General features: G+C 58.8%; 15 protein-coding genes and 1 riboswitch. Of the genes, 8 read left to right on the top strand and 7 right to left on the bottom strand.

Going from position 1 to position 19,853, the window contains the following annotated elements; all coding sequences use genetic code 11:
* Positions 1-48 precede the first annotated feature (48 nt).
* Together mrdA and GHO42_RS04925 are read left to right on the top strand one after the other, a co-directional pair.
* Positions 49-1,944 (top strand): penicillin-binding protein 2, encoded by a 1,896-nt coding sequence (mrdA, locus tag GHO42_RS04930; protein ID WP_095000391.1) that lies wholly within the window; start codon positions 49-51, stop codon positions 1,942-1,944.
* 106 nt (positions 1,945-2,050) lie between these two features.
* Positions 2,051-3,106: a tetratricopeptide repeat protein gene (locus tag GHO42_RS04925; protein WP_095023583.1), complete on the top strand. Its 1,056-nt coding sequence runs from the start codon at positions 2,051-2,053 to the stop codon at positions 3,104-3,106.
* Between the two features lie 120 nt (positions 3,107-3,226).
* On the opposite strand, the gene GHO42_RS04920 is transcribed toward GHO42_RS04925, so the two are convergent.
* From GHO42_RS04920 to GHO42_RS04900, 5 genes are all read right to left on the bottom strand, one after another.
* A complete protein-coding gene (locus tag GHO42_RS04920) occupies positions 3,227-3,604 on the bottom strand; it encodes a response regulator (protein WP_095000393.1) in 378 nt (125 codons plus the stop codon).
* A 66-nt stretch (positions 3,605-3,670) separates the two neighbouring features.
* Complete coding sequence (locus GHO42_RS04915; RefSeq protein ID WP_153326256.1) at positions 3,671-4,864, bottom strand: hybrid sensor histidine kinase/response regulator; 1,194 nt, start codon at positions 4,862-4,864, stop codon at positions 3,671-3,673.
* Entirely contained in the window at positions 4,858-5,445 is a 588-nt protein-coding gene (locus GHO42_RS04910; protein WP_153326179.1) for a chemotaxis protein CheB, read from the bottom strand. The genes GHO42_RS04915 and GHO42_RS04910 overlap by 7 nt, the downstream gene beginning before the upstream one ends.
* Before the next feature lie 17 nt (positions 5,446-5,462).
* Positions 5,463-6,278, bottom strand: a complete 816-nt coding sequence (locus tag GHO42_RS04905; RefSeq protein ID WP_178102591.1) for a protein-glutamate O-methyltransferase CheR — start codon at positions 6,276-6,278, stop codon at positions 5,463-5,465.
* Positions 6,279-9,755 (bottom strand): response regulator, encoded by a 3,477-nt coding sequence (locus GHO42_RS04900; RefSeq protein ID WP_153326177.1) that lies wholly within the window; start codon positions 9,753-9,755, stop codon positions 6,279-6,281. It abuts the gene before it with no gap.
* Between the two features lie 164 nt (positions 9,756-9,919).
* Between GHO42_RS04900 and GHO42_RS04895 the strand changes: the two genes are divergently transcribed.
* The 5 genes from GHO42_RS04895 (at position 9,920) to cobM (ending at position 12,874) form a co-directional block, all read left to right on the top strand.
* Entirely contained in the window at positions 9,920-10,285 is a 366-nt protein-coding gene (locus GHO42_RS04895) for a response regulator (RefSeq protein WP_095024740.1), read from the top strand.
* 147 nt (positions 10,286-10,432) lie between these two features.
* A riboswitch (cobalamin riboswitch) is annotated at positions 10,433-10,644 on the top strand.
* A gap of 95 nt (positions 10,645-10,739) precedes the next feature.
* Positions 10,740-10,928, top strand: a complete 189-nt coding sequence (locus GHO42_RS04890) for a CbtB domain-containing protein (RefSeq protein ID WP_095023582.1) — start codon at positions 10,740-10,742, stop codon at positions 10,926-10,928.
* Positions 10,929-10,939: 11 nt separating this feature from the next.
* Positions 10,940-11,641 (top strand): CbtA family protein, encoded by a 702-nt coding sequence (locus GHO42_RS04885; protein ID WP_153326175.1) that lies wholly within the window; start codon positions 10,940-10,942, stop codon positions 11,639-11,641.
* Positions 11,638-12,051 carry a cobalamin biosynthesis protein gene (locus tag GHO42_RS04880; protein ID WP_095039093.1) on the top strand — a complete coding sequence of 138 codons (414 nt, stop codon included), beginning with the start codon at positions 11,638-11,640 and terminating at the stop codon, positions 12,049-12,051. Before GHO42_RS04885 ends, GHO42_RS04880 begins: the two co-directional genes overlap by 4 nt.
* Before the next feature lie 76 nt (positions 12,052-12,127).
* Positions 12,128-12,874: a precorrin-4 C(11)-methyltransferase gene (gene cobM, locus GHO42_RS04875; RefSeq protein ID WP_095000399.1), complete on the top strand. Its 747-nt coding sequence runs from the start codon at positions 12,128-12,130 to the stop codon at positions 12,872-12,874.
* 86 nt (positions 12,875-12,960) lie between these two features.
* On the opposite strand, the gene nfuA is transcribed toward cobM, so the two are convergent.
* Positions 12,961-13,545 carry a Fe-S biogenesis protein NfuA gene (nfuA, locus tag GHO42_RS04870; RefSeq protein ID WP_016781101.1) on the bottom strand — a complete coding sequence of 195 codons (585 nt, stop codon included), beginning with the start codon at positions 13,543-13,545 and terminating at the stop codon, positions 12,961-12,963.
* A gap of 112 nt (positions 13,546-13,657) precedes the next feature.
* Positions 13,658-15,955, bottom strand: coding sequence for a fatty acid cis/trans isomerase (locus GHO42_RS04865; protein WP_153326173.1), 2,298 nt, complete (start codon positions 15,953-15,955; stop codon positions 13,658-13,660).
* A gap of 154 nt (positions 15,956-16,109) precedes the next feature.
* Between GHO42_RS04865 and metH the strand changes: the two genes are divergently transcribed.
* Complete coding sequence (metH, locus tag GHO42_RS04860; protein ID WP_153326171.1) at positions 16,110-19,820, top strand: methionine synthase; 3,711 nt, start codon at positions 16,110-16,112, stop codon at positions 19,818-19,820.
* Positions 19,821-19,853 lie beyond the last annotated feature (33 nt).

Raw genomic sequence — 19,853 nt, 5'->3', positions numbered from 1 at the left:
GACCTGCTGGCTGCTGCTATCTGTTTTCTGACGCGAGACACCCCGGATATGCCTGAGCCGATCCCTCTTAAAGATCACGATTCCGAAAAACGGCTGGTCAATAAAAGACTGATCGCCTGTGCGGCGCTGGTGCTGGCTATCAGCTGCGCCCTGATCGGTCGCATGTATTTTCTGCAAGTCACCGAGTTCGACTACAACTCCACGGTCTCCGAGAACAACCGGGTGCACGTGTTGCCCATCCCCCCGGAGCGCGGTTTTATCTATGACCGCAACGGCGTGCTGCTGGCCGATAACCAGCCCAGCTTCAATATGACCATCACCCGCGAGCGGGCTGGCGATACCGCCAAGGTGCTGGATTCAGTGATCAGCATCCTGCACTTGCCCGAAGAAGATCGCGCCGTATTTGCCAAGGCGATGAAACAGGCGCGCCACCCGTTTGACCCTTCAACCCTGCTGTACGAGCTGACGGAAGATCAGATCGCCCTGCTGGCCGTCAACCAGTTCCGCCTGCCGGGTATCGATGTCGAGGCGCAATTTGTACGCCACTATCCGCAGGGCGATCACTTTGCCCACTCAGTCGGTTATGTCGGGCGCATCAACGAGAAAGAAGCCAAGCAGCTGAATGCCACTCAATACCGTGGCACCCAATCGATCGGCAAAACCGGCATCGAACGCTTCTATGAGAACGAACTGCACGGCCAGGTCGGTTTTGAAGAAGTCGAAACCAATGCACAGGGCCGGGTCATGCGCGTGCTGCGCCACACCGATGCGGTGGCGGGCAAGAACATCGTGCTGAGCCTGGATATCAAATTGCAGGAAGCCGCCGAGGATGCCCTGGGCGACCGCCGTGGCTCGATCATTGCCCTGGACCCGAAAACCGGCGAGGTGCTGGCGATGGTCAGCAAACCGAGTTTCGACCCCAACCTGTTCGTGACCGGTATCAGCTCCAGGGACTACTCGGGCTTGCGCGATTCCATCGACAAACCGCTGTTCAACCGGGCCCTGCGCGGGCTGTATGCACCGGGATCGACCATCAAGCCCGAAGTGGCGATTGCAGGGCTGGACAGCGGCGTAATTTCCGCCTCGACCCGGGTGTTTGACCCCGGCTATTTCCAGTTGCCCAATGTCGACCACAAATACCGCAACTGGAACCACAGTGGTGACGGCTGGGTGGATTTGAACGCGGCGATCATGCGCTCCAACGACACCTACTTTTACGACCTGGCATCCAAGCTGGGCATTGACCGCATGCACGATTACATGGCCGAATTCGGGCTGGGGCAAAAAGTCTCGCTGGACATGTTTGAAGAGTCATCTGGCCTGATGCCGTCCCGCGAGTGGAAGCGCAGCACCCGCCGTCAAGCATGGTTCCCTGGCGAAACAGTGATCCTGGGCATCGGCCAGGGTTATATGCAGGTTACCCCGCTGCAACTGGCCCAGGCCACCGCGCTGATTGCCAACAAGGGCGTATGGAACCGTCCGCACCTGGCCAGGACCGTGGACGGTACGCCGCCGGTGGATGAACACCCGATCCCCAATCTGGTGCTGCGTGATCCGCGGGACTGGGATCAGGTCAATCACGCCATGCAGTTGGTGATGCACGACCCGCGCGGTATTGCCCGGGCAGCAGCCCAGGGCGTGCAATACCGGATTGCCGGCAAAAGCGGTACGGCGCAGGTGGTGGCAATCAAGCAGGGCGAGCGTTACAACCGCCTCAAGACCGCCGAGCGCAATCGGGACAACGCCCTGTTTGTTGGCTTTGCCCCGGCGGAAGATCCGCAAATCGTGATTTCGGTGATGATCGAGAACGGCGAAGCCGGTGGCCGGGTGGCCGGCCCGGTGGTGCGCAAGGTGATGGATGCCTGGTTGCTGGACAACCAGGGCCTGCTCAAGCCGCAGTACGCCAGCCCGCAGGTCAAGGGCCATGCCACGCCGCATGTGTGAAAGCCGCACCCTCGCCCTCAGGGTGAGGGTGGCCATGGCGATTTGACTCAAGCTCCCGAGTCACCCACTCTTGCACCCCATATGCATGCCTGTTTCTGGATATTGGATGACCCAGCCCCGCCGTTACCTCGTAATCAGCCTTGTGTCAGCACTTGTTGCCGGCGGCCTCTGGTATTCGATGCGCCCTGATCCTGCCGCCCCTACTCCTTCGGTAAACCAGCGCTACTCCATCGCACTGGATATGGCCCATAACGGCAAACCCGGTGCCGCCCGCGTGCTTTACCAGCAACTGGCTCGCACCGACTTGACCGATACCCGCCGCGCGGGCCTGCATGCCGAACTGCCCAACTACCCGAGCCCGCAAGCGCTCAAGCTGGCCGACGCCGATTTGCATAACCCTTCACCCCTGGTACGCAAAGCCGCGATCCAGAGCATAGTCGGGCTGGTGCCCAACGCCCAGCGCACGCTATTGCTGGGACCATTGCTCGATGACAGTGAACAGAGTGTGCGTTTTGCGGCTGCCAATGCCCTGCTTGGTCTGTCGCCAGATGAACAGGGGCTGTACTTCGGCCCCTTGCAGCAAGTGGTCGACGAGTTCGAACGCGACCTCAAGACCCGCCCCGATGATCCGCAGGCTCAAGGCCAACTTGCCCGGCTGTACCTGCATGAAGGCCAGCTGGACGACGCCCAGGCTGCACTGGAACAAGTCACCCGCCTGGACCCCGACAACCTCAAGGCCGTCGTCGCGCAAATCGAACTGCTGGACAAGCGCGGTAAAGCCGACCAGGCCCGGCAATTGCTGGCCAGACAACTTCAAGCCCATCCTGACTCAGCCTATCTGCAGCATGCCCTGGGCATCTGGCTGCTCAATCACGGCCAGACCGAGTACGCCCTGCTTGGCCTGGCCAGGGCCGTTGAGCTGGAGCCCGACAACAGTGATTACCGTTACAAACTGGCCACAGCCCTGCACGACCTCGACCAACTGGAAGCCGCGCAACGTCAGCTCGAAGAGCTGCTGCAACGCCAGCCTGCCAATCGCAAGGCACGCGTATTGTTGATTCGCTACTGGAAGGAGGCCGGGCAATTGCAGAATGTGCAGGTGCTGCTCGCGCAACTGGAGCAGCAAAACCCGGATGACCCGGCGTTGCAGCAGGGCTTGTGAAGCACTGAACCTGCAGTGGCGGGCTTGCTCGCAATGCAGGCAAGCCGGCCTGTCTGAGGGGCGCGGGTGATGCCATCGCGAGCAAGCCCGCTCCCACAGGTTTCGGCATGAATCAGATGCTCAGGCCAGCAGCTTCTGGATCTGCGCCTGCAAGGTGTCGAGGTCGAACGGCTTGGCCAGGATCGGCGCCGTCAGGGTAATGGGGCTGCCCGTGTCGCGGATCTCGGCCGGGTAACCGCTGATAAAAATGACTTTCAGGTCCGGGCGCAGCTTGAGCGCAGGCTCGGCGATCTGTACCCCGGAAATCCCCCCCGGCAAACGGAAGTCGGTAACCATAAGGTCCAGATGCGGCTTGCTCGCCAGGATCTCGAACGCCTGTTCGCCGTTTTCGGCCTGCAAGACCCTGTAGCCCTCGCCCGACAGATAGGCGCTCAGGACCATCAGGATTGAAGGATCGTCTTCGACAATCAAAACAACATCTTGCGCATCTTCACTCATAGGAAACCTTAATTCATGCCATCGCTGCCAGTATGACCCCAGGCGCGGTCATAGGTTGCGCCCAATTTATGTCTTTTGTACCAACGGCAGGCAAACCCTGAATAATGCCCCCTCACCCAACGTACTCTGCACGCTGATGGTGCCGCTGTGCGCAGCCACAATCTGCTCCGAGATAAACAGCCCCAGGCCTAGACCTGCAGTGACATGGCTGGCTGAAACCCGTTCGAATTGCTGAAAAACCCGCTGCTGGTTTGCTTCGCTGATGCCGATGCCCTGATCGCGCACATCGACCACGGCTTGATCGTCGTCAATGTAAACAGATACCTCAATGGGCTTTTTCGCACCATAACGTAGGGCATTAGTCAGCAGGTTGCTGATTACCTGCTCGATCCGGAACTCATCCCACTGCCCCACCACCGGCTGCACCGCCGTGAAGTTGACACTTGATTGCGCTGCGCTGATCTGTGCGGAGAAGCTCTCCAGCAACTGTGCAACGACCTGGGCCAAATCAACCGGCGCAGGGCGGATAGACAGCTTGCCGGTGCGAATACGCGACACATCGAGCATGTCTTCAATCAAGCGAATCAGGCTCTGGATCTGGCGTTCGTCACGCTCGACCATGGCCTGCATTTTGTCCAGGGTAAATGCCGCGGCGTTGTCGCGGGCCAGGTGCATCTTGCGCAGCTGGGTCTCGAGAATCAGCCCGTTGAGCGGCGTTCGCACCTCATGGGAGACGATCGACATAAAGTCATCACGCATTCGCACAGCATGCTCCAGCTCCACCTGGGTCAACTGGAGCTGCGCCAGCAGGGTCTCCTGCTCGCGGCGGCTCTGCTCCAGTGCTTCGACCTGCTGCTTCATGGCCTTGCTCTGACGATACAGCTCAACGAACACGCTGACCTTGCTTTTGACCGCATGGATATCCAGCGGCTTGTGCAAAAAGTCCACCGCACCGCTTTCGTAGCCCTTGAAGGCATAGTTCATCTCACGGCCGGCGGCACTGACAAACACGATGGGGATGTTTTTGGTCTTGGCCGTACCACGCATCATCTCGGCCAGTTCAAAACCGTTCATCCCGGGCATTTGCACATCCAGAATGGCCATTGCGAACTCGTTCTGCAACAGCAGCGACAACGCCTCGTCGGCAGACAGGGCCTTGTAGACGAGGCGATCCTCACGCTTGATCAGCGCTTCAAGGGCCAGCAGGTTTTCCGGCAGATCATCGACGATCAGCAGTTTGGCTTGAATATCATTTAGCAGCATTGGATATGTTCCAGCTCGACAAGCAGACGGCCAATGCCGCGCAAGGGAAGGATGCAGTCCGGTTGAAAAAGCTCCAGGGCTGCGCGGGGCATGGTCGATACATGGGCTTCGTCCGGGTCCTGGATAATGGTCAGGCCGCCCGCCTGCTTGATCTGGCTCAGCCCCAGCGCACCATCGCGATTGGCACCTGTGAGCAATATCGCGGCCAGGCGTTGTTGATACACGTCGGCCGCAGACTCAAAAAGGTAATCAATCGCAGGTCGCGAAAAATGCACCCTCTCCTCCTGGCTCAGGGAAAAACTCTGATCCTGCTCCACCGAGACATGGTAGCCGGGCGCGGCAAAATACAAGGTACCCGGCTCGATCGGCTGCTTGTCCTGAACCTCCCGCACCGGCAGGGCCACGCGCTTGGCAAACACTTCTGCCAGCTGGCTGCGGCGCTCGTCGGGCAAGTGCAACACCACGATGATCGGCAGACAATAGCCAGGTCGCAAATCGCCCAGCAGGGCCAGCAAGGCTTCGACCCCGCCCGCCGAGGCACCGATCACCACGGCTTCTACTGGTCTGTGTGCAGCCATCAGGCTGTGCCGGGCTGTCATAGCTTGCGGTAGATCCGTTCTTGCTTGAGCACCGGGGTGAACTGTTTGCTGTAGTTCGAAAAATCCAGGGTTTCCTTGCTGCCCAGCATCAGAAAGCCACGGTGGCAGAGCGATTCATGAAACAGGCCAAAGGCTCTGTTTTGTAAATCTTTATTGAAGTAAATCAATACGTTACGGCATGAAATTAAATTGGTTTCTGAAAACACGCTGTCCGTTGCCAGACTGTGGTCGGCAAAGGTCACGTTCTCACGCAGCGTCTTGTCAAAAATCGCGTAGTCGTAGGCGGCGGTGTAGTAATCGGCAAACGAGCGCTGACCACCGGCCTTCTGGTAGTTGTGGGTATAGGCGCGAATATTCTCCAGGGAAAAAATCCCCTGCTTGGCTTTTTCCAGAGACCGCGGGTTGATATCAGTGGCGTAAATGATAGTGCGCTCCAGCAAGCCTTCTTCGCGCAACAGGATGGCCATGGAGTAAACCTCCTCACCGGTGCTGCACCCCGCAATCCAGATTTTCAGCGACGGGTAGGTCTTGAGGATGGGCACCACCTCCTGGCGAATGGCCAGGAAGTGTTCCGGATCGCGAAACATCTCGCTCACTGGAATGGTCAGGAACTGCAATAACTGCATAAAGGCCGTAGGGTCATGCAGGATGCGCTCCTGCAAGGCCGAAATGGTCTGGCAATCGAACTGACGCAATGCATGATTGACCCGGCGCTTGATCGAAGCGCCGGAGTAATCGCGAAAGTCGTAACTGTATTTGAGATAGATCGCTTCAATCAGCAACCGTAACTCGATATCGGTGTTTCGTTGCACTTAGAGTCGTTCCATTTTCGGTAGCCAGACCCGGATCAACGAAAACAGTCGATCCAGATCGATAGGTTTGGCCAGGTAATCATTGGCGCCTGCCTGCAGGCAACGCTCCTGATCGTCCTTCATCGCCTTGGCCGTCACCGCAATGATTGGCAGCTTGCGCCAGCGCGGGTTCTTGCGAATTTCGACGGTGGCCTCGTAGCCATCCATTTCCGGCATCATCACGTCCATCAACACCAGGTCGATGTCTTCAACTTCATCCAGGCGTTCGATGGCTTCGCGGCCATTACGGCCGATCACCACAATGGCGCCTTTTTGTTCCAGTGCGCTGGTCAGGGCAAAGATATTGCGGACATCGTCATCCACCAACAGAATCTTGCGCCCTTCGAACACCTTGTCGCGGCTGCGGGCGGTCTTGAGCATTGTTTGCCGCTCATGGGACAACTGAGATTCAACTTTGTGCAGAAATAATGTCACTTCATCGAGCAAGCGCTCCGGTGAGCGGGCGCCCTTGATGATGATCGAGCGCGAATACTTGCGCAGTTCAGCCTCTTCATCGCGGGTCAGGTTACGCCCCGTATAAACAATAACCGGCGGGAACGAGCAGATTTCCTCGGTGGACATGCGCTTGAGCAAGTCGTTGCCGAGCATGTCCGGCAGTTTGAGGTCGATGATCATGCAGTCGTAGATCGTGTCGCGCAGCAGGTTCAGTGCCTCCTGGGCAAAACCTACGGCGGTGATTTCAATGTCATCGTCGCCGATCAGGCGGGCAATGCTGTCACGCTGCAGGTCGTCGTCCTCTACCAGCAGCACGCGCTTGACCTTCTGGGTCAGCTTGGCTTCCAGGCGGGCGAAGACGTTTTTCAGCTCTTCACGGGTGGTCGGCTTGACCGCGTAGCCCACTGCGCCCATATGCATCGCGGCCTCGACCCGATCCTCGACGGAAATCACATGCACCGGTATATGCCGGGTCGGCGCAAGGGCCTTGAGGCGCTGCAACACGGTGAGCCCCGAGTGGTCCGGCAGGCGCATGTCCAGCAGGATGGCATCGGGAATAAACTGTGCGGCCAGGCTGAAACCTTCGTCGGCACCGTGGGCGACCAGGCAACGATAGCCAAGTTCATGTGCAAGATCGAAGAGGATATGCGCAAAGTTGGGCTCATCTTCAATCACCAGGATGCAACGCGTGGCAAACGGCGCCTGCTCGCGATCATCCATAAAGCGCGCAATCTCTACCGGTGGCACAACGACGGGTAACGGCTGAGACCTGAGGGCCGCGGGTGCTGGCCGTGGCGCGGCAGTGGCGGACAGTTGCGCCAACTCCTCGGCCGACTCCACATATTGCTCCGGCAGCACCAGGGTAAAGGTGCTGCCCTGCCCCGGCTCGCTGCTGACCGTGATCGAACCACCGAGCAAGGTCGCCAGGTCGCGGGAAATCGACAGGCCCAGGCCAGTTCCGCCGTAGCGGCGGTTGCTGGTGCCATCAGCCTGGCGGAAGGCTTCGAAAATGCTTTCCTGCTGATCCGCGGCGATGCCTATGCCCGAATCGGTCACAGCAAAGGCCACTCCTTCTCCCGGCTCACGGGACACGACCAGGCTGACCTGGCCTTTCTCGGTGAATTTGACCGCATTGGACAGCAGGTTTTTCAGGATTTGCTCCAGACGCTGACTGTCGGTGTAGATCATCGGCGGCGTGCCGGGTTGAACTTGCACGTCAAAGCCCAGGAATTTTTCACCTGCCAGCGGCTGAAACATCCCGCGCAAGCCTTCAACCACACGCCCGACGCTGGTGTTCTCGGGGCGCACTTCAAGCTTGCCGGCTTCGACCTTGGAAATATCCAGAATGTCGTTGATCAGGTTGAGCAGGTCATTGCCCGCCGAGTAAATCGACTCGGCAAACTTCACCTGCTCTGCGCTAAGGTTTTGCTGCGGGTTCTCGGACAGCAGCTTGGCCAGAATCAGCGAGCTGTTCAACGGCGTGCGCAGCTCATGGGACATGTTGGCGAGGAACTCCGACTTGTACTTGCTGGAGCGCTGCAACTCATCCGCGCGGTCTTCAAGCTGGATCTGGACCCGGTTCAGCTCGGTGTTCTTGCGATCCATCGCGTCACGCTGGCCAGCCAGCTCTTCGTTGGTCTGCTCAAGTTCGGCCTGCTGGGTTTCGAGGCTGGTTTGCGACTCTTTGAGGATGCGCGACTGCTCTTCGAGTTCTTCGTTGGCGGTTTTCAATTCTTCCTGCTGGACTTGCAGCTCCTCGTTGAGCTGCTGGGTTTCGGCCAGCACTTCCTGCAGGCGCTGACGATAGCGGGCAGCTTCGATCGAAGTGCCGATATTGTCGGCAATCAGTTCGAACAGCTCGATATCGCGCGCGCTCAGCGGGCGCAGAAACCCCAGCTCAATCACCCCGTTGACCCGGTCATCATCACTGGTCGGTACCACCAGCACACTGTGCGGGCTGCCCTGGCCCAGCCCGGAGGTTACTTTGAGGCTGTAGTCGGCAGGCACATTGTCCAGACGAATCAGCTTGTCCTGCTGCGCGGCCTGCCCGACGATGCCTTCGTCGTTGTGAATCAGCTGGTCCTGTACCTCTTGCTCACGGGAAAAACCGTAGCTGGCCACACGCTTCAGGCCGCCATGATCTTCACGCACGTAAACCGCCGCCACCACCGACCCCAGATACTGGGCGCAGAATTGCAGGATATTGCGCCCCAGCATATTCAGGGTCAGACGCCCCAGCACCTGTTCGGCCAGTTCAGTCTGACCGTTGCGTAACCACGCCTGCTGCTCCAGGCGCTGCGCAGTCTTGATCTGCGACTCGAAGACATTGTTGTAACTATTTGAAAGCTCTATTAAATCTCGACGCCCTACATAGGCCAGAAAGCCGCTCAAGCCCAGTACAAAACACAGGTACAGGGCGATACAGATAATCGTGGTACGGCTGACGTCTTCACTGCGCGCCATGCGCAGTTGCTGCTCCATTTGAATAAAATCGTCATATTCCTTACGGATTTCATCACTCAGGCGCTTGCCGCGTCCGGCCTGCACTGCCGAACGGTAGTCACCGTCCTGGCGGCGCAGGTCGACCATCGACTGTGCGTAGACATTCCACTCATCCTGCAACGCTTCAAGACGCTTGAGGCGGTCAATCTGCTGGGGGTTATCGCTGACCAGCTCCTGCAAACCTTTTAATTGCACATTGATTTGCGGCTTGGCGACGGCATAGGGGTCGAGGAAATGCTCATCACCGGTGATGAGAAAACCGCGCATGCCGGTTTCGAGGTCGACCGTCAGGCGCACCGCGTCATTGGCATTGCTGATGACCCGATCACTGTGCTCGACCCACCTGATCACCGACAGCAAATAGCTGACCATAACCACAAACAATGCAGCACTGAGCACACCGACGGCCAAAGGCAAACCGACGTTGCGACTCAGGAGCTTGCGAAAGCTTCGCTCGTCGATTGATGCAGGTGCGTTCATTTTCAGGCCCGTGACAGTCATAAAAAACTGGAGTTTGCCGGATTATCGAGCAATAGTTCTAATTTCTTACCTTTAAATACGTTTTTACACACATAGGGAGGCAGGTGAAGGCTATGCTTACTCGCTGTGGCAACTGCGCTTAAATTTTTATCGAGATCATGATTATGTCCGCAACACCCTCCACCATCCTTGTGGTCGAAGACGACGCCATTGTTCGCATGCTGATCGTTGATGTACTGCAAGAACTGGAGTTCAGCGTGCTTGAAGCCGATGGCAGCGAGCGCGCTCTGGAACTGCTTGAGGACACAGCCCGCAACATTGACCTGCTGATGACCGACGTTGGCCTGCCGGGAATGGACGGCCGCACACTGGCTGCCAAGGCCCGCGAACTGCGCCAGACATTGCCAGTGCTGTTTGCCAGCGGCTACGCCGAGACCCTGGAGATTGCAGAAGGCATGGCGGTGATCGGCAAGCCTTTCTCCATTGACCAACTGCGCGCAAAAGTCAAAAGCATGCTGATCAATGCATGAGAAGTCTGTGGGAGCGGGCTTGCTCGCGATCGCGTCACTGCGGTGCCCCTGAAAGACCGCGTTACCCGCATCGCAGGCAAGCCACACACATGAAAATCAAAAGCCAGGCATACCTCTGCAATTGACGGCCCAACAGGGCTGTGGTTTCCTACACATCTTGTATCAGGTGCCCTTCACAGGGTGAAACGGGAAACCGGTGCGTCAGGCTTTTGCCCTGACAAGTCCGGCGCTGCCCCCGCAACGGTAAGCGAGAGAAACATCACGTCCACTGTGCCACTGGCATGGGAAGGAGATGTTTGCAGGTTCAGCCCATGAGCCCCTCGCAAGCCCGGAGACCGGCCTGATTATTTCGAATAACAAACCCGCGGTGGGCGGGCGCTGTTAAACCCTGCGAGCTTCGTTCGCGGGGTTTTCTTGCGCTTTGCTGCCCGTCGTCCGACCCGAGGCAAGCGCCATGTCCATCAGCACCAGCCGTACCCACTCCGCTGCGAGTAGCACCACCCAAAGCCAACGTATCGTGGCCGCTGTCGGCGCTGCCGTACTGGGCGCTTTGCTCGTTTACTTCGCCGGTTTTTCGCATATCGATGCCGTGCACAACGCAGCTCATGACACCCGTCACAGCTCCGCCTTTCCGTGCCATTGAGACTGCCTGCCATGATCACGCGTATCGCTCGAACGGCAGGCTTTACCGGCCTGCTTTCCGCCCTGCTGCTGACCCTGCTGCAAAGCTTTTGGGTTGCCCCGCTGATTCTGCAGGCCGAAACCTACGAAAAGCCCGCAGCTAGCGAAGTGCACGAACATGCCGACATGGCCATGCCTGCACATGAGCATGACGCCGAGGCCTGGGAGCCGGAAGATGGCTGGCAACGTGTACTGTCGACAACCGGTGGCAACCTCGTGGTCGCCGTCGGTTTTGCCCTGATGCTGGCGGGCCTGTACACCCTGCGCGCACCCGCCCGCACATCCCAGGGCCTGCTCTGGGGCCTGGCCGGCTATGCCGTGTTCTGCCTGGCACCGACCATGGGCTTGCCGCCTGAACTGCCGGGCACTGCCGCGGCGGATCTGTTGCAACGCCAGCTCTGGTGGGTCAGCACTGCAGCCTCGACGGCCGTGGCCATTGCCTTGCTGGTATTTGGCAAGCATTGGGCACTCAAAGTGCTGGGTGTGGCGATTGTGCTGGTGCCGCATCTCTTTGGCGCGCCGCAGCCGCTGGTGCATTCAAGCCTGGCACCTGAGGCACTGGAGTCGCAGTTCAAAATTGCCGCGCAACTGACCAACCTGGCCTTCTGGCTGGCCCTGGGCGTGATCAGCGCCTGGCTGTTCCGGCGCAATCCTGCAGGTCAGTACTCGGCATGACAGCGACCGGCGCAGCGCCAAGCCTGGTGATTGGCCTGGGTTGTCGCCGGGGTTGCAGCGCACAAGCGCTATTGGCGTTGATCGAAGACAGCCTGAGCCAGGCCGGCATTGCACTGAGTGCGATCCGTGCCCTGGCCAGTATTGACCTCAAGCGCCACGAGCCCGGGCTGCTGCAACTGGCAACAGAGCTAAACCTCGAGCTGGAACTGTTCAGTGCCGCGCAAATGGCCGAGTTTTCACCCCGGCTCAGCCATCGCTCGGCTACCGCGTTCGCACAAACCGGTTGCTTTGGCATTGCCGAAAGTGCTGCCCTGGCCCTGGCCACACAGCTGGCCGGGGCACCGGCGGCTTTGTTGATCACACGTAAAAAAACCTCCATGGCGACCTTTGCGTTAGCCTGCGCCCGGTAAAACCCGCGATAATCCCCCTCCTCACTATGAGCGTTGTTCACGAACAGCTCTATCTCGACCTTTTCAAGAGACTGCCATGACCGTTTATTTCATCGGCGCCGGGCCCGGCGATCCAGAGCTGATTACTGTCAAGGGCCAGCGCCTGATTCGCAGCTGCCCGCTGATCATTTATGCAGGTTCACTGGTGCCGCAAGCGGTCCTGACAGGCCACCAGGCCGAGCAAGTGATCAATAGCGCCGAGCTGCACCTTGAACAGATCATCGAGCTGATCAAGGTGGCCGACGCCAAAGGCCAGGATGTGGCCCGCGTACACTCCGGCGACCCGAGCCTGTATGGCGCGATTGGTGAACAGATACGCTGCCTGCGCGAGCTGGGCATCGCTTTTGAAATCATTCCGGGAGTGACGGCCACGGCGGCCTGCGCAGCCATTTTGGGAGCGGAACTGACCCTGCCTGATATTTCCCAGACCGTGATCCTGACCCGCTATGCGGAGAAAACCGTGATGCCCGCCGGCGAAGAACTGGCCAGCCTGGCACAGCACAAGGCAACCATGGCGATTCATCTGGGGGTCAAGAATCTGGACAAAATCGTTGCCGAGCTGATCCCGCACTACGGTAGCGACTGCCCTATTGCCGTGATTCACCGTGCCAGTTGGCCAGATCAGGACTGGGTGCAAGGTACGCTGGCGGATATTGCGGCCAAGGTTCAGGCCAAGGGCTTCCGGCGTACCGCGCTGATTCTGGTGGGCCGGGTGCTGGCCAATGACAGTTTCGCCGAGTCGTCGCTGTACCGGGCGGGGCATGCACACTTGTATCGACCTTGAGTGCGGCCTGAGGGCTTTTAAACAACCATAAAAAAACGGTGCTCACGGGGCACCGTTTTTTCTTCAGCTTCGCAGCGAACGCCCTGTTAGTAGTAGGCGTTTTCTTTCTGCGAGTGGTCGGTCACGTCACGTACGCCTTTGAGCTCCGGCACACGCTCCAGCAAGGTGCGCTCGATGCCTTCACGCAAGGTCACGTCCGCCTGGCCGCAGCCCTGGCAACCGCCACCGAACTTGAGCACCGCGATACCATCTTCAACCACTTCGATCAGGCTGACCTGACCACCGTGGCTGGCCAAACCGGGATTGATCTCGGTTTGCAGGTAGTAGTTGATGCGCTCGTTGATCGGGCTGTCGGCGTTGACCATCGGCACTTTGGCGTTTGGCGCCTTGATGGTCAGCTGACCACCCATACGGTCCGTTGCGTAGTCCACCACGGCATCGTCCAGGAACGGTTCACTGAAAGAATCGATCCAGGCCGTGAAGCTTTTCAGGCCAATGGCGGTGTCTTCAGGTTTGACTTCAGCCGGCTTGCAGTAGGCAATGCAGGTTTCAGCGTACTGAGTACCGGGTTGGGTGATAAAAACGCGGATACCGATACCCGGGGTGTTCTGCTTGGACAGCAGATCAGCCAGGTAATCGTGGGCAGCGTCGGTAATCGTTATGGCGCTCATGGAATCTCCTCGCAGACATGGGACGCAGTTTACGCCAATCGGCGCGCCTGACAAAGTCCTAGTGTTTTTGTCAGGAAAGCTGCGTCCCATTCGTTCAATTTCAACCGTCCCTTTACAGGTTTTCGTAACGGTTCATGTCCAGTACGCCCGCTTCCACCGGGTCGGTTTCATTGATGTACTGGCCTATATCATGAAAGTAATGCCAAAACTGCGGGTGGCTGCGGCGGATGCCCCAACGCTCGACGATGGTGTCGAACGTTGCCTGATCCTTGCATTGCTCCATGGCCTCGACAAAGGCTTCGACCTGATCCGCAGGGATGTTGAACATGAAATTGGGGTAGCTGCTCAGCACTCCCGGGTAGATGGTCAAGGTGTCCAGCCCCGGCTCAAGGCGGTACTCCTCGCCCAGCATAAAGGCCACGTTGGTGTGAGCACGGTTGCGCAACATGCTATACATCTCGCGCTTGCCGTCTGCACCTTCGATACGCAGCATGGTGGCTTCAGGCAATTGATTGATCACGTCCAGCCCGGCAGCAGGCCGCGAGGTCAAACGGCTGAGCGCTTGCTCGGCGTATTTGAATTCCTGCGCAATATTGGGCCGTGAGCAGTATGCACCCGAGCAGCGGTTGATCGGGTCGGGACGCGCATTCAGGGTGCCGGTGCGCTCAATCAGCTTGAGGGCGAAGTCACGCTTGGGGTCGGCCGGGTCGAGCTTCATGCCGGTCGGAGTGTCTGTGTCAATTTTCTGGTAGTCCATCCACATCTTCAGCTTGCCGCTGTTCTGATACCAATCGCTGAGGATCGACGCTCTGGAATCGGCGGGCATCAGGCGCAGGAAGTTGACTTCGGCACCGTTGCGGATCAAGTCAAAGTACAGACGGGTCTGAGCCTGGTGCGAGACATTGCCGAATACGTCGAAGTTGACTGCCAACTGGTAGTAGGTGCGCTCCAGCAACGGGTAGTCGAACAGCCACATGGTTTGCGGAATCTCGCCGATCAGGCCCTTGCTCACACTGGCGCTGTCAAAGTGGCGGAATACCGTGAGCAAGGCGTTGTCGTTGCCCGCCCACAGGGTCGACCAGCTTGGAGGCGGCATATCGGCATAGGCCTTTTGCCGCAGCTTTTCATAGTCGTTACGCTTGTCGCGGTAGTTGTGCCACAGCGAAATAACGCTGCCAACGTCGTCGATCTGCCCGGGCATTGCCAGCAAGGGCGTTGCCAGGCCGCGATACACCGCGTCGGTGACATAACGGTCGCGGGCAGGCTCCTGAAACACGGTCCAGAAGTTGTCGCGGATTACATCGGTGGCAATTTGACCACGGCATACCGGCCCGCGGATAAAGGTGCGCACAAAGTATTCAGCGTTATCGAGCATAAATTGATAGCGCGCGACTGCCGGGATAGCCTCAAAGGTTTCAAACGGATTGGCACGCCCGCGTGGCCCGTAACCCGGCAGTTTGGTGGCATGCCAGTCGCCGCTGTAGAACAGCTGCTTGACCCGCGCCAGCTTATGCGCCCCCATCGGGTAGGTGATATGGGTCTTGTGCACGATCACGCCCTGCACCGGCTGCAAGCGATAGTAAAACGCCGTGCCCGGGTCATCGTTGGGGCGACGGGTGGCGATCAGGTCGACAGGTTGCCCGCTGGGCGTGCGCGAGCGCACCCATTGGAAATAATGCCCCGGCACACCGTTGTCAAAATAGGTATGGGCAAGAAACAGATGCTCGTACAACCAGCGCGCCACCAGTGCTTCGGTGGAACCCGGACGGTTGAACAGCTCTTCCCACTCGGCAATTTGCGCAGCCTCGACCGCTGTGGGCTTGATGGCCTGCTGATCAACTTTAGCGCCCTGCGCCAGCCAGGTCTGCACGGTGCTGTATTGCTGGTCGGTCAGGCCGGTAACGGCCAGCGGCATACCCTCCCTGGGATGGCTCTGGGCATAGGCATTGAACTCACCGGGCGCCGGGCAGACGTTTTCGCGGTTCAGGCCCAGGACGATGTCTTCGGGCAATTTGGCATTCGGGGTCAACGGCGTGCTATGCCCCAGCTCCAGCATGCGGGCCATCAGGGCTGCTTGAGCGCCCTGGGCGTCGAGTACCGAGTAAAAGCCCTTGTTGCGCCATTCATTGGGGCCGCTGGCATCGTAGAAAATCCGCGTTGGTGCCACGGCATCCACCCGGTCGCCCTTGTAGACCGGTACCTTGCTGGCACCGCGGGTCGCGCCCTCTGCACTGCCGAGGTTGAGCTGGCAGGCCGCATCATTGCAGGCGTGACAGGCAACGCATTTTTCGGTGAGGATCGGCTGGATATCCCGCGTATAGGAAATAGCCGGGCTGACCAACGGGGCCTGTGCCAACGCTGTACTGCACACCACCAGCGTCACGGCGCTGGTGAGTAGGCGAAAAAACATGTGCCATTGTCCTGATATCAAAAATATGTCGCGATTCTACCTGTCGAACAAACGTCGGAGCATGAATCAAATTCATGTAAAACAGCAGACGCTCAAATCCCACGCAGGTTTGTTATGATTTCGCATCTTTTGCATGGCTCTAACAGGTAGTCCTATGTCTGACCGCAGCGCTCGTCTCCAAGCACTTCAGCAAGCCCTCAAAGAGCGCATTCTGATTCTCGATGGCGGCATGGGCACTATGATCCAAAGCTACCGTCTAGAGGAACACGACTATCGTGGCACACGCTTCGCCGACTGGCCGAGCGACGTCAAGGGTAACAACGACCTTCTGGTGCTCACCCGCCCCGACGTGATCGGCTCGATTGAAAAGGCCTATCTGGATGCCGGTGCCGATATTCTCGAAACCAACACCTTCAATGCTACCCAGGTTTCCCAGGCCGACTACGGCATGCAGGCACTGGCCTACGAGCTAAACGTAGAAGGCGCCCGCCTGGCGCGCAAGGTGGCTGATGCCAAAACGCTGGAAACCCCGGACAAACCACGCTTTGTTGCCGGTGTACTGGGCCCGACCAGCCGCACCTGCTCGCTGTCCCCGGACGTAAACAACCCCGGCTACCGCAACGTGACTTTCGATGAGCTGGTGGAGAACTACACCGAAGCCAGCAAAGGCCTGATCGAAGGCGGCGCCGACCTGATCCTGATCGAGACCATCTTCGACACCCTCAATGCCAAGGCCGCGATTTTCGCCGTACAGGGCGTTTTCGAAGAGCTGGGTGTCGAGTTGCCGATCATGATTTCCGGCACCATTACCGACGCCTCCGGGCGTACCCTGTCGGGCCAGACCACCGAAGCGTTCTGGAACTCGGTGGCCCACGCCAAACCGATTTCCGTGGGTTTGAACTGCGCCCTGGGTGCCAGCGAACTGCGTCCGTACCTCGAAGAGCTGTCGAACAAGGCCAGCACCTACGTCTCGGCGCACCCCAACGCCGGCCTGCCCAACGAATTCGGCGAGTACGACGAACTGCCGGCGGAAACCGCCAAGGTCATTGAAGAGTTCGCCCAGAGCGGTTTCCTCAACATTGTCGGCGGTTGCTGCGGCACCACGCCGGGGCATATCCAGGCCATCGCCAACGCCGTAGCCGGTTATGCTCCGCGCCCGATCCCGGACATTCCAAAGGCCTGCCGTCTCTCCGGGCTTGAACCGTTCACCATCGATCGCAGCTCGTTGTTCGTCAACGTCGGCGAGCGAACCAACATCACCGGTTCTGCCCGCTTCGCCCGGCTGATTCGCGAAGACAACTACACCGAAGCCCTGGAAGTGGCCCTGCAACAGGTTGAAGCCGGTGCGCAGATCATCGACATCAACATGGACGAGGGCATGCTGGACTCGAAGAAGGCCATGGTGACCTTCCTCAACCTGATCGCCGGCGAGCCGGATATCAGCCGCGTACCGATCATGATCGACTCCTCCAAGTGGGAAGTGATCGAAGCGGGCCTCAAGTGCATCCAGGGCAAGGGCATCGTCAACTCGATCAGCATGAAAGAAGGCGTCGAGCAGTTCATTCATCACGCCAAACTGTGCAAACGCTATGGTGCCGCCGTGGTGGTGATGGCTTTCGACGAAGCCGGCCAGGCCGACACCGAGGCGCGCAAAAAAGAAATCTGCAAACGCTCCTACGACATTCTGGTCAACGAAGTGGGCTTCCCGCCGGAAGACATCATTTTCGACCCGAACATCTTTGCCGTGGCCACCGGCATTGAAGAACACAACAACTACGCTGTGGACTTCATCAATGCCTGTGCCTATATCCGCGACGAACTGCCCTATGCCCTGACCTCGGGCGGTGTATCCAACGTATCGTTCTCGTTCCGTGGCAACAACCCGGTTCGTGAGGCGATCCACTCGGTGTTCCTGCTGTATGCGATCCGCAACGGCCTGACCATGGGTATCGTCAACGCCGGCCAGCTGGAAATCTATGACCAGATCCCGGCCGAGTTGCGCGATGCCGTGGAAGACGTGGTGCTCAACCGTACCCCGGATGCCACCGACAACCTGCTGGCGATTGCCGACAAGTACAAGGGCGATGGCAGCGTCAAGGAAGCCGAAACCGAAGAGTGGCGCAGCTGGGACGTCAACAAGCGTCTGGAGCATGCACTGGTCAAGGGCATTACCACCCATATCGTTGAAGACACCGAAGAGTCGCGCCTGTCGTTCAAGCGCCCGATCGAAGTGATCGAAGGCCCGCTGATGTCGGGCATGAACATCGTCGGCGACCTGTTCGGTGCGGGCAAAATGTTCCTGCCCCAGGTGGTCAAGTCTGCCCGCGTGATGAAACAGGCCGTGGCCCACTTGATCCCGTTTATCGAACTGGAAAAAGGCGACAAACCGGAAGCCAAGGGCAAGATCCTGATGGCCACGGTCAAGGGCGACGTGCATGACATCGGCAAGAATATTGTCGGCGTGGTGCTTGGCTGTAACGGCTACGACATCGTTGACCTGGGCGTGATGGTGCCGGCAGAGAAAATCCTGCAGGTAGCCAAAGAGCAGAAGTGCGACATTATCGGCCTTTCCGGCCTGATCACGCCGTCGCTGGATGAAATGGTGCATGTTGCCCGCGAGATGCAGCGTCAGAACTTCCACTTGCCACTGATGATCGGCGGTGCGACTACATCCAAGGCGCACACCGCAGTCAAGATCGAACCCAAGTATCAGAACGATGCCGTGATCTATGTCACCGACGCTTCTCGCGCCGTGGGCGTGGCCACGCAATTGCTGTCCAAGGAACTGAAACCGGCCTTTGTTCAGAAAACCCGCGAAGAGTACGTTGAGGTCCGCGAACGCACCGCCAATCGTAGTGCCCGCACCGAGCGCCTGAGCTACCCGGCATCGATCGCCAAAAAACCGCAGTTCGACTGGGCCGGCTACCAGCCGGTCAAACCGACCTTCACCGGTGCCAAGGTACTGGACAATATCGACCTCAAGGTACTGGCCGAGTACATCGACTGGACGCCGTTCTTTATTTCCTGGGACCTGGCTGGAAAATTCCCGCGCATCCTCACCGACGAAGTCGTCGGCGAAGCGGCCACGGCGCTGTATGCCGATGCCCAGGAAATGCTCAAAAAACTGATCGACGAGAAGCTGATCAGCGCCCGGGCAGTGTTCGGTTTCTGGCCGGCCAATCAGGTTAACGATGACGATTTGGAACTGTACGGTGACGATGGCCAGCCATTGGCCAAACTGCATCACTTGCGCCAGCAGATCATCAAGACCGACGGCAAGCCGAACTTCTCCCTGGCCGACTTTGTCGCACCCAAGGACAGCGGCGTGACCGACTACGTGGGCGGTTTTATCACTACCGCAGGCATCGGTGCCGAAGAAGTGGCCAAGGCGTATCAGGACGCGGGGGACGACTACAACTCGATCATGGTCAAGGCCCTGGCCGATCGTCTCGCCGAGGCCTGCGCAGAGTGGCTGCACCAGCAGGTGCGGACCCGCTACTGGGGCTACGCCAAGGATGAGCAGTTGGCCAATGAAGAGCTGATCAAGGAGCAATACAGCGGTATCCGCCCTGCTCCCGGCTACCCGGCTTGCCCGGACCACACCGAGAAAGCCACCCTGTTCAAGCTGCTGGATCCGGAGGCCGAAGAGATGCGTGCGGGCAAAAGCGGCGTGTTCCTGACCGAGCACTACGCCATGTTCCCGGCGGCAGCGGTTAGCGGCTGGTACTTCGCACATCCGCAAGCGCAGTACTTTGCGGTGGGCAAGGTCGACAAGGACCAGATCGAAAGCTACACGGCGCGCAAAGGGCAAGATTTGAGCGTGACCGAGCGCTGGCTGGCGCCAAACCTGGGGTATGATAACTAACAGGTAGCAACGCTTCCGACACCCTGCAGTCGC

The sequence above is a fragment of the Pseudomonas sp. FSL R10-0056 genome (assembly GCF_009600105.1).
In the GTDB taxonomy this organism is placed as follows: Bacteria; Pseudomonadota; Gammaproteobacteria; order Pseudomonadales; family Pseudomonadaceae; genus Aquipseudomonas; species Aquipseudomonas bubulae.
Note: the sequence above shows the minus strand (reverse complement) of the source record. Positions and strands in the feature narration are given on the sequence as shown.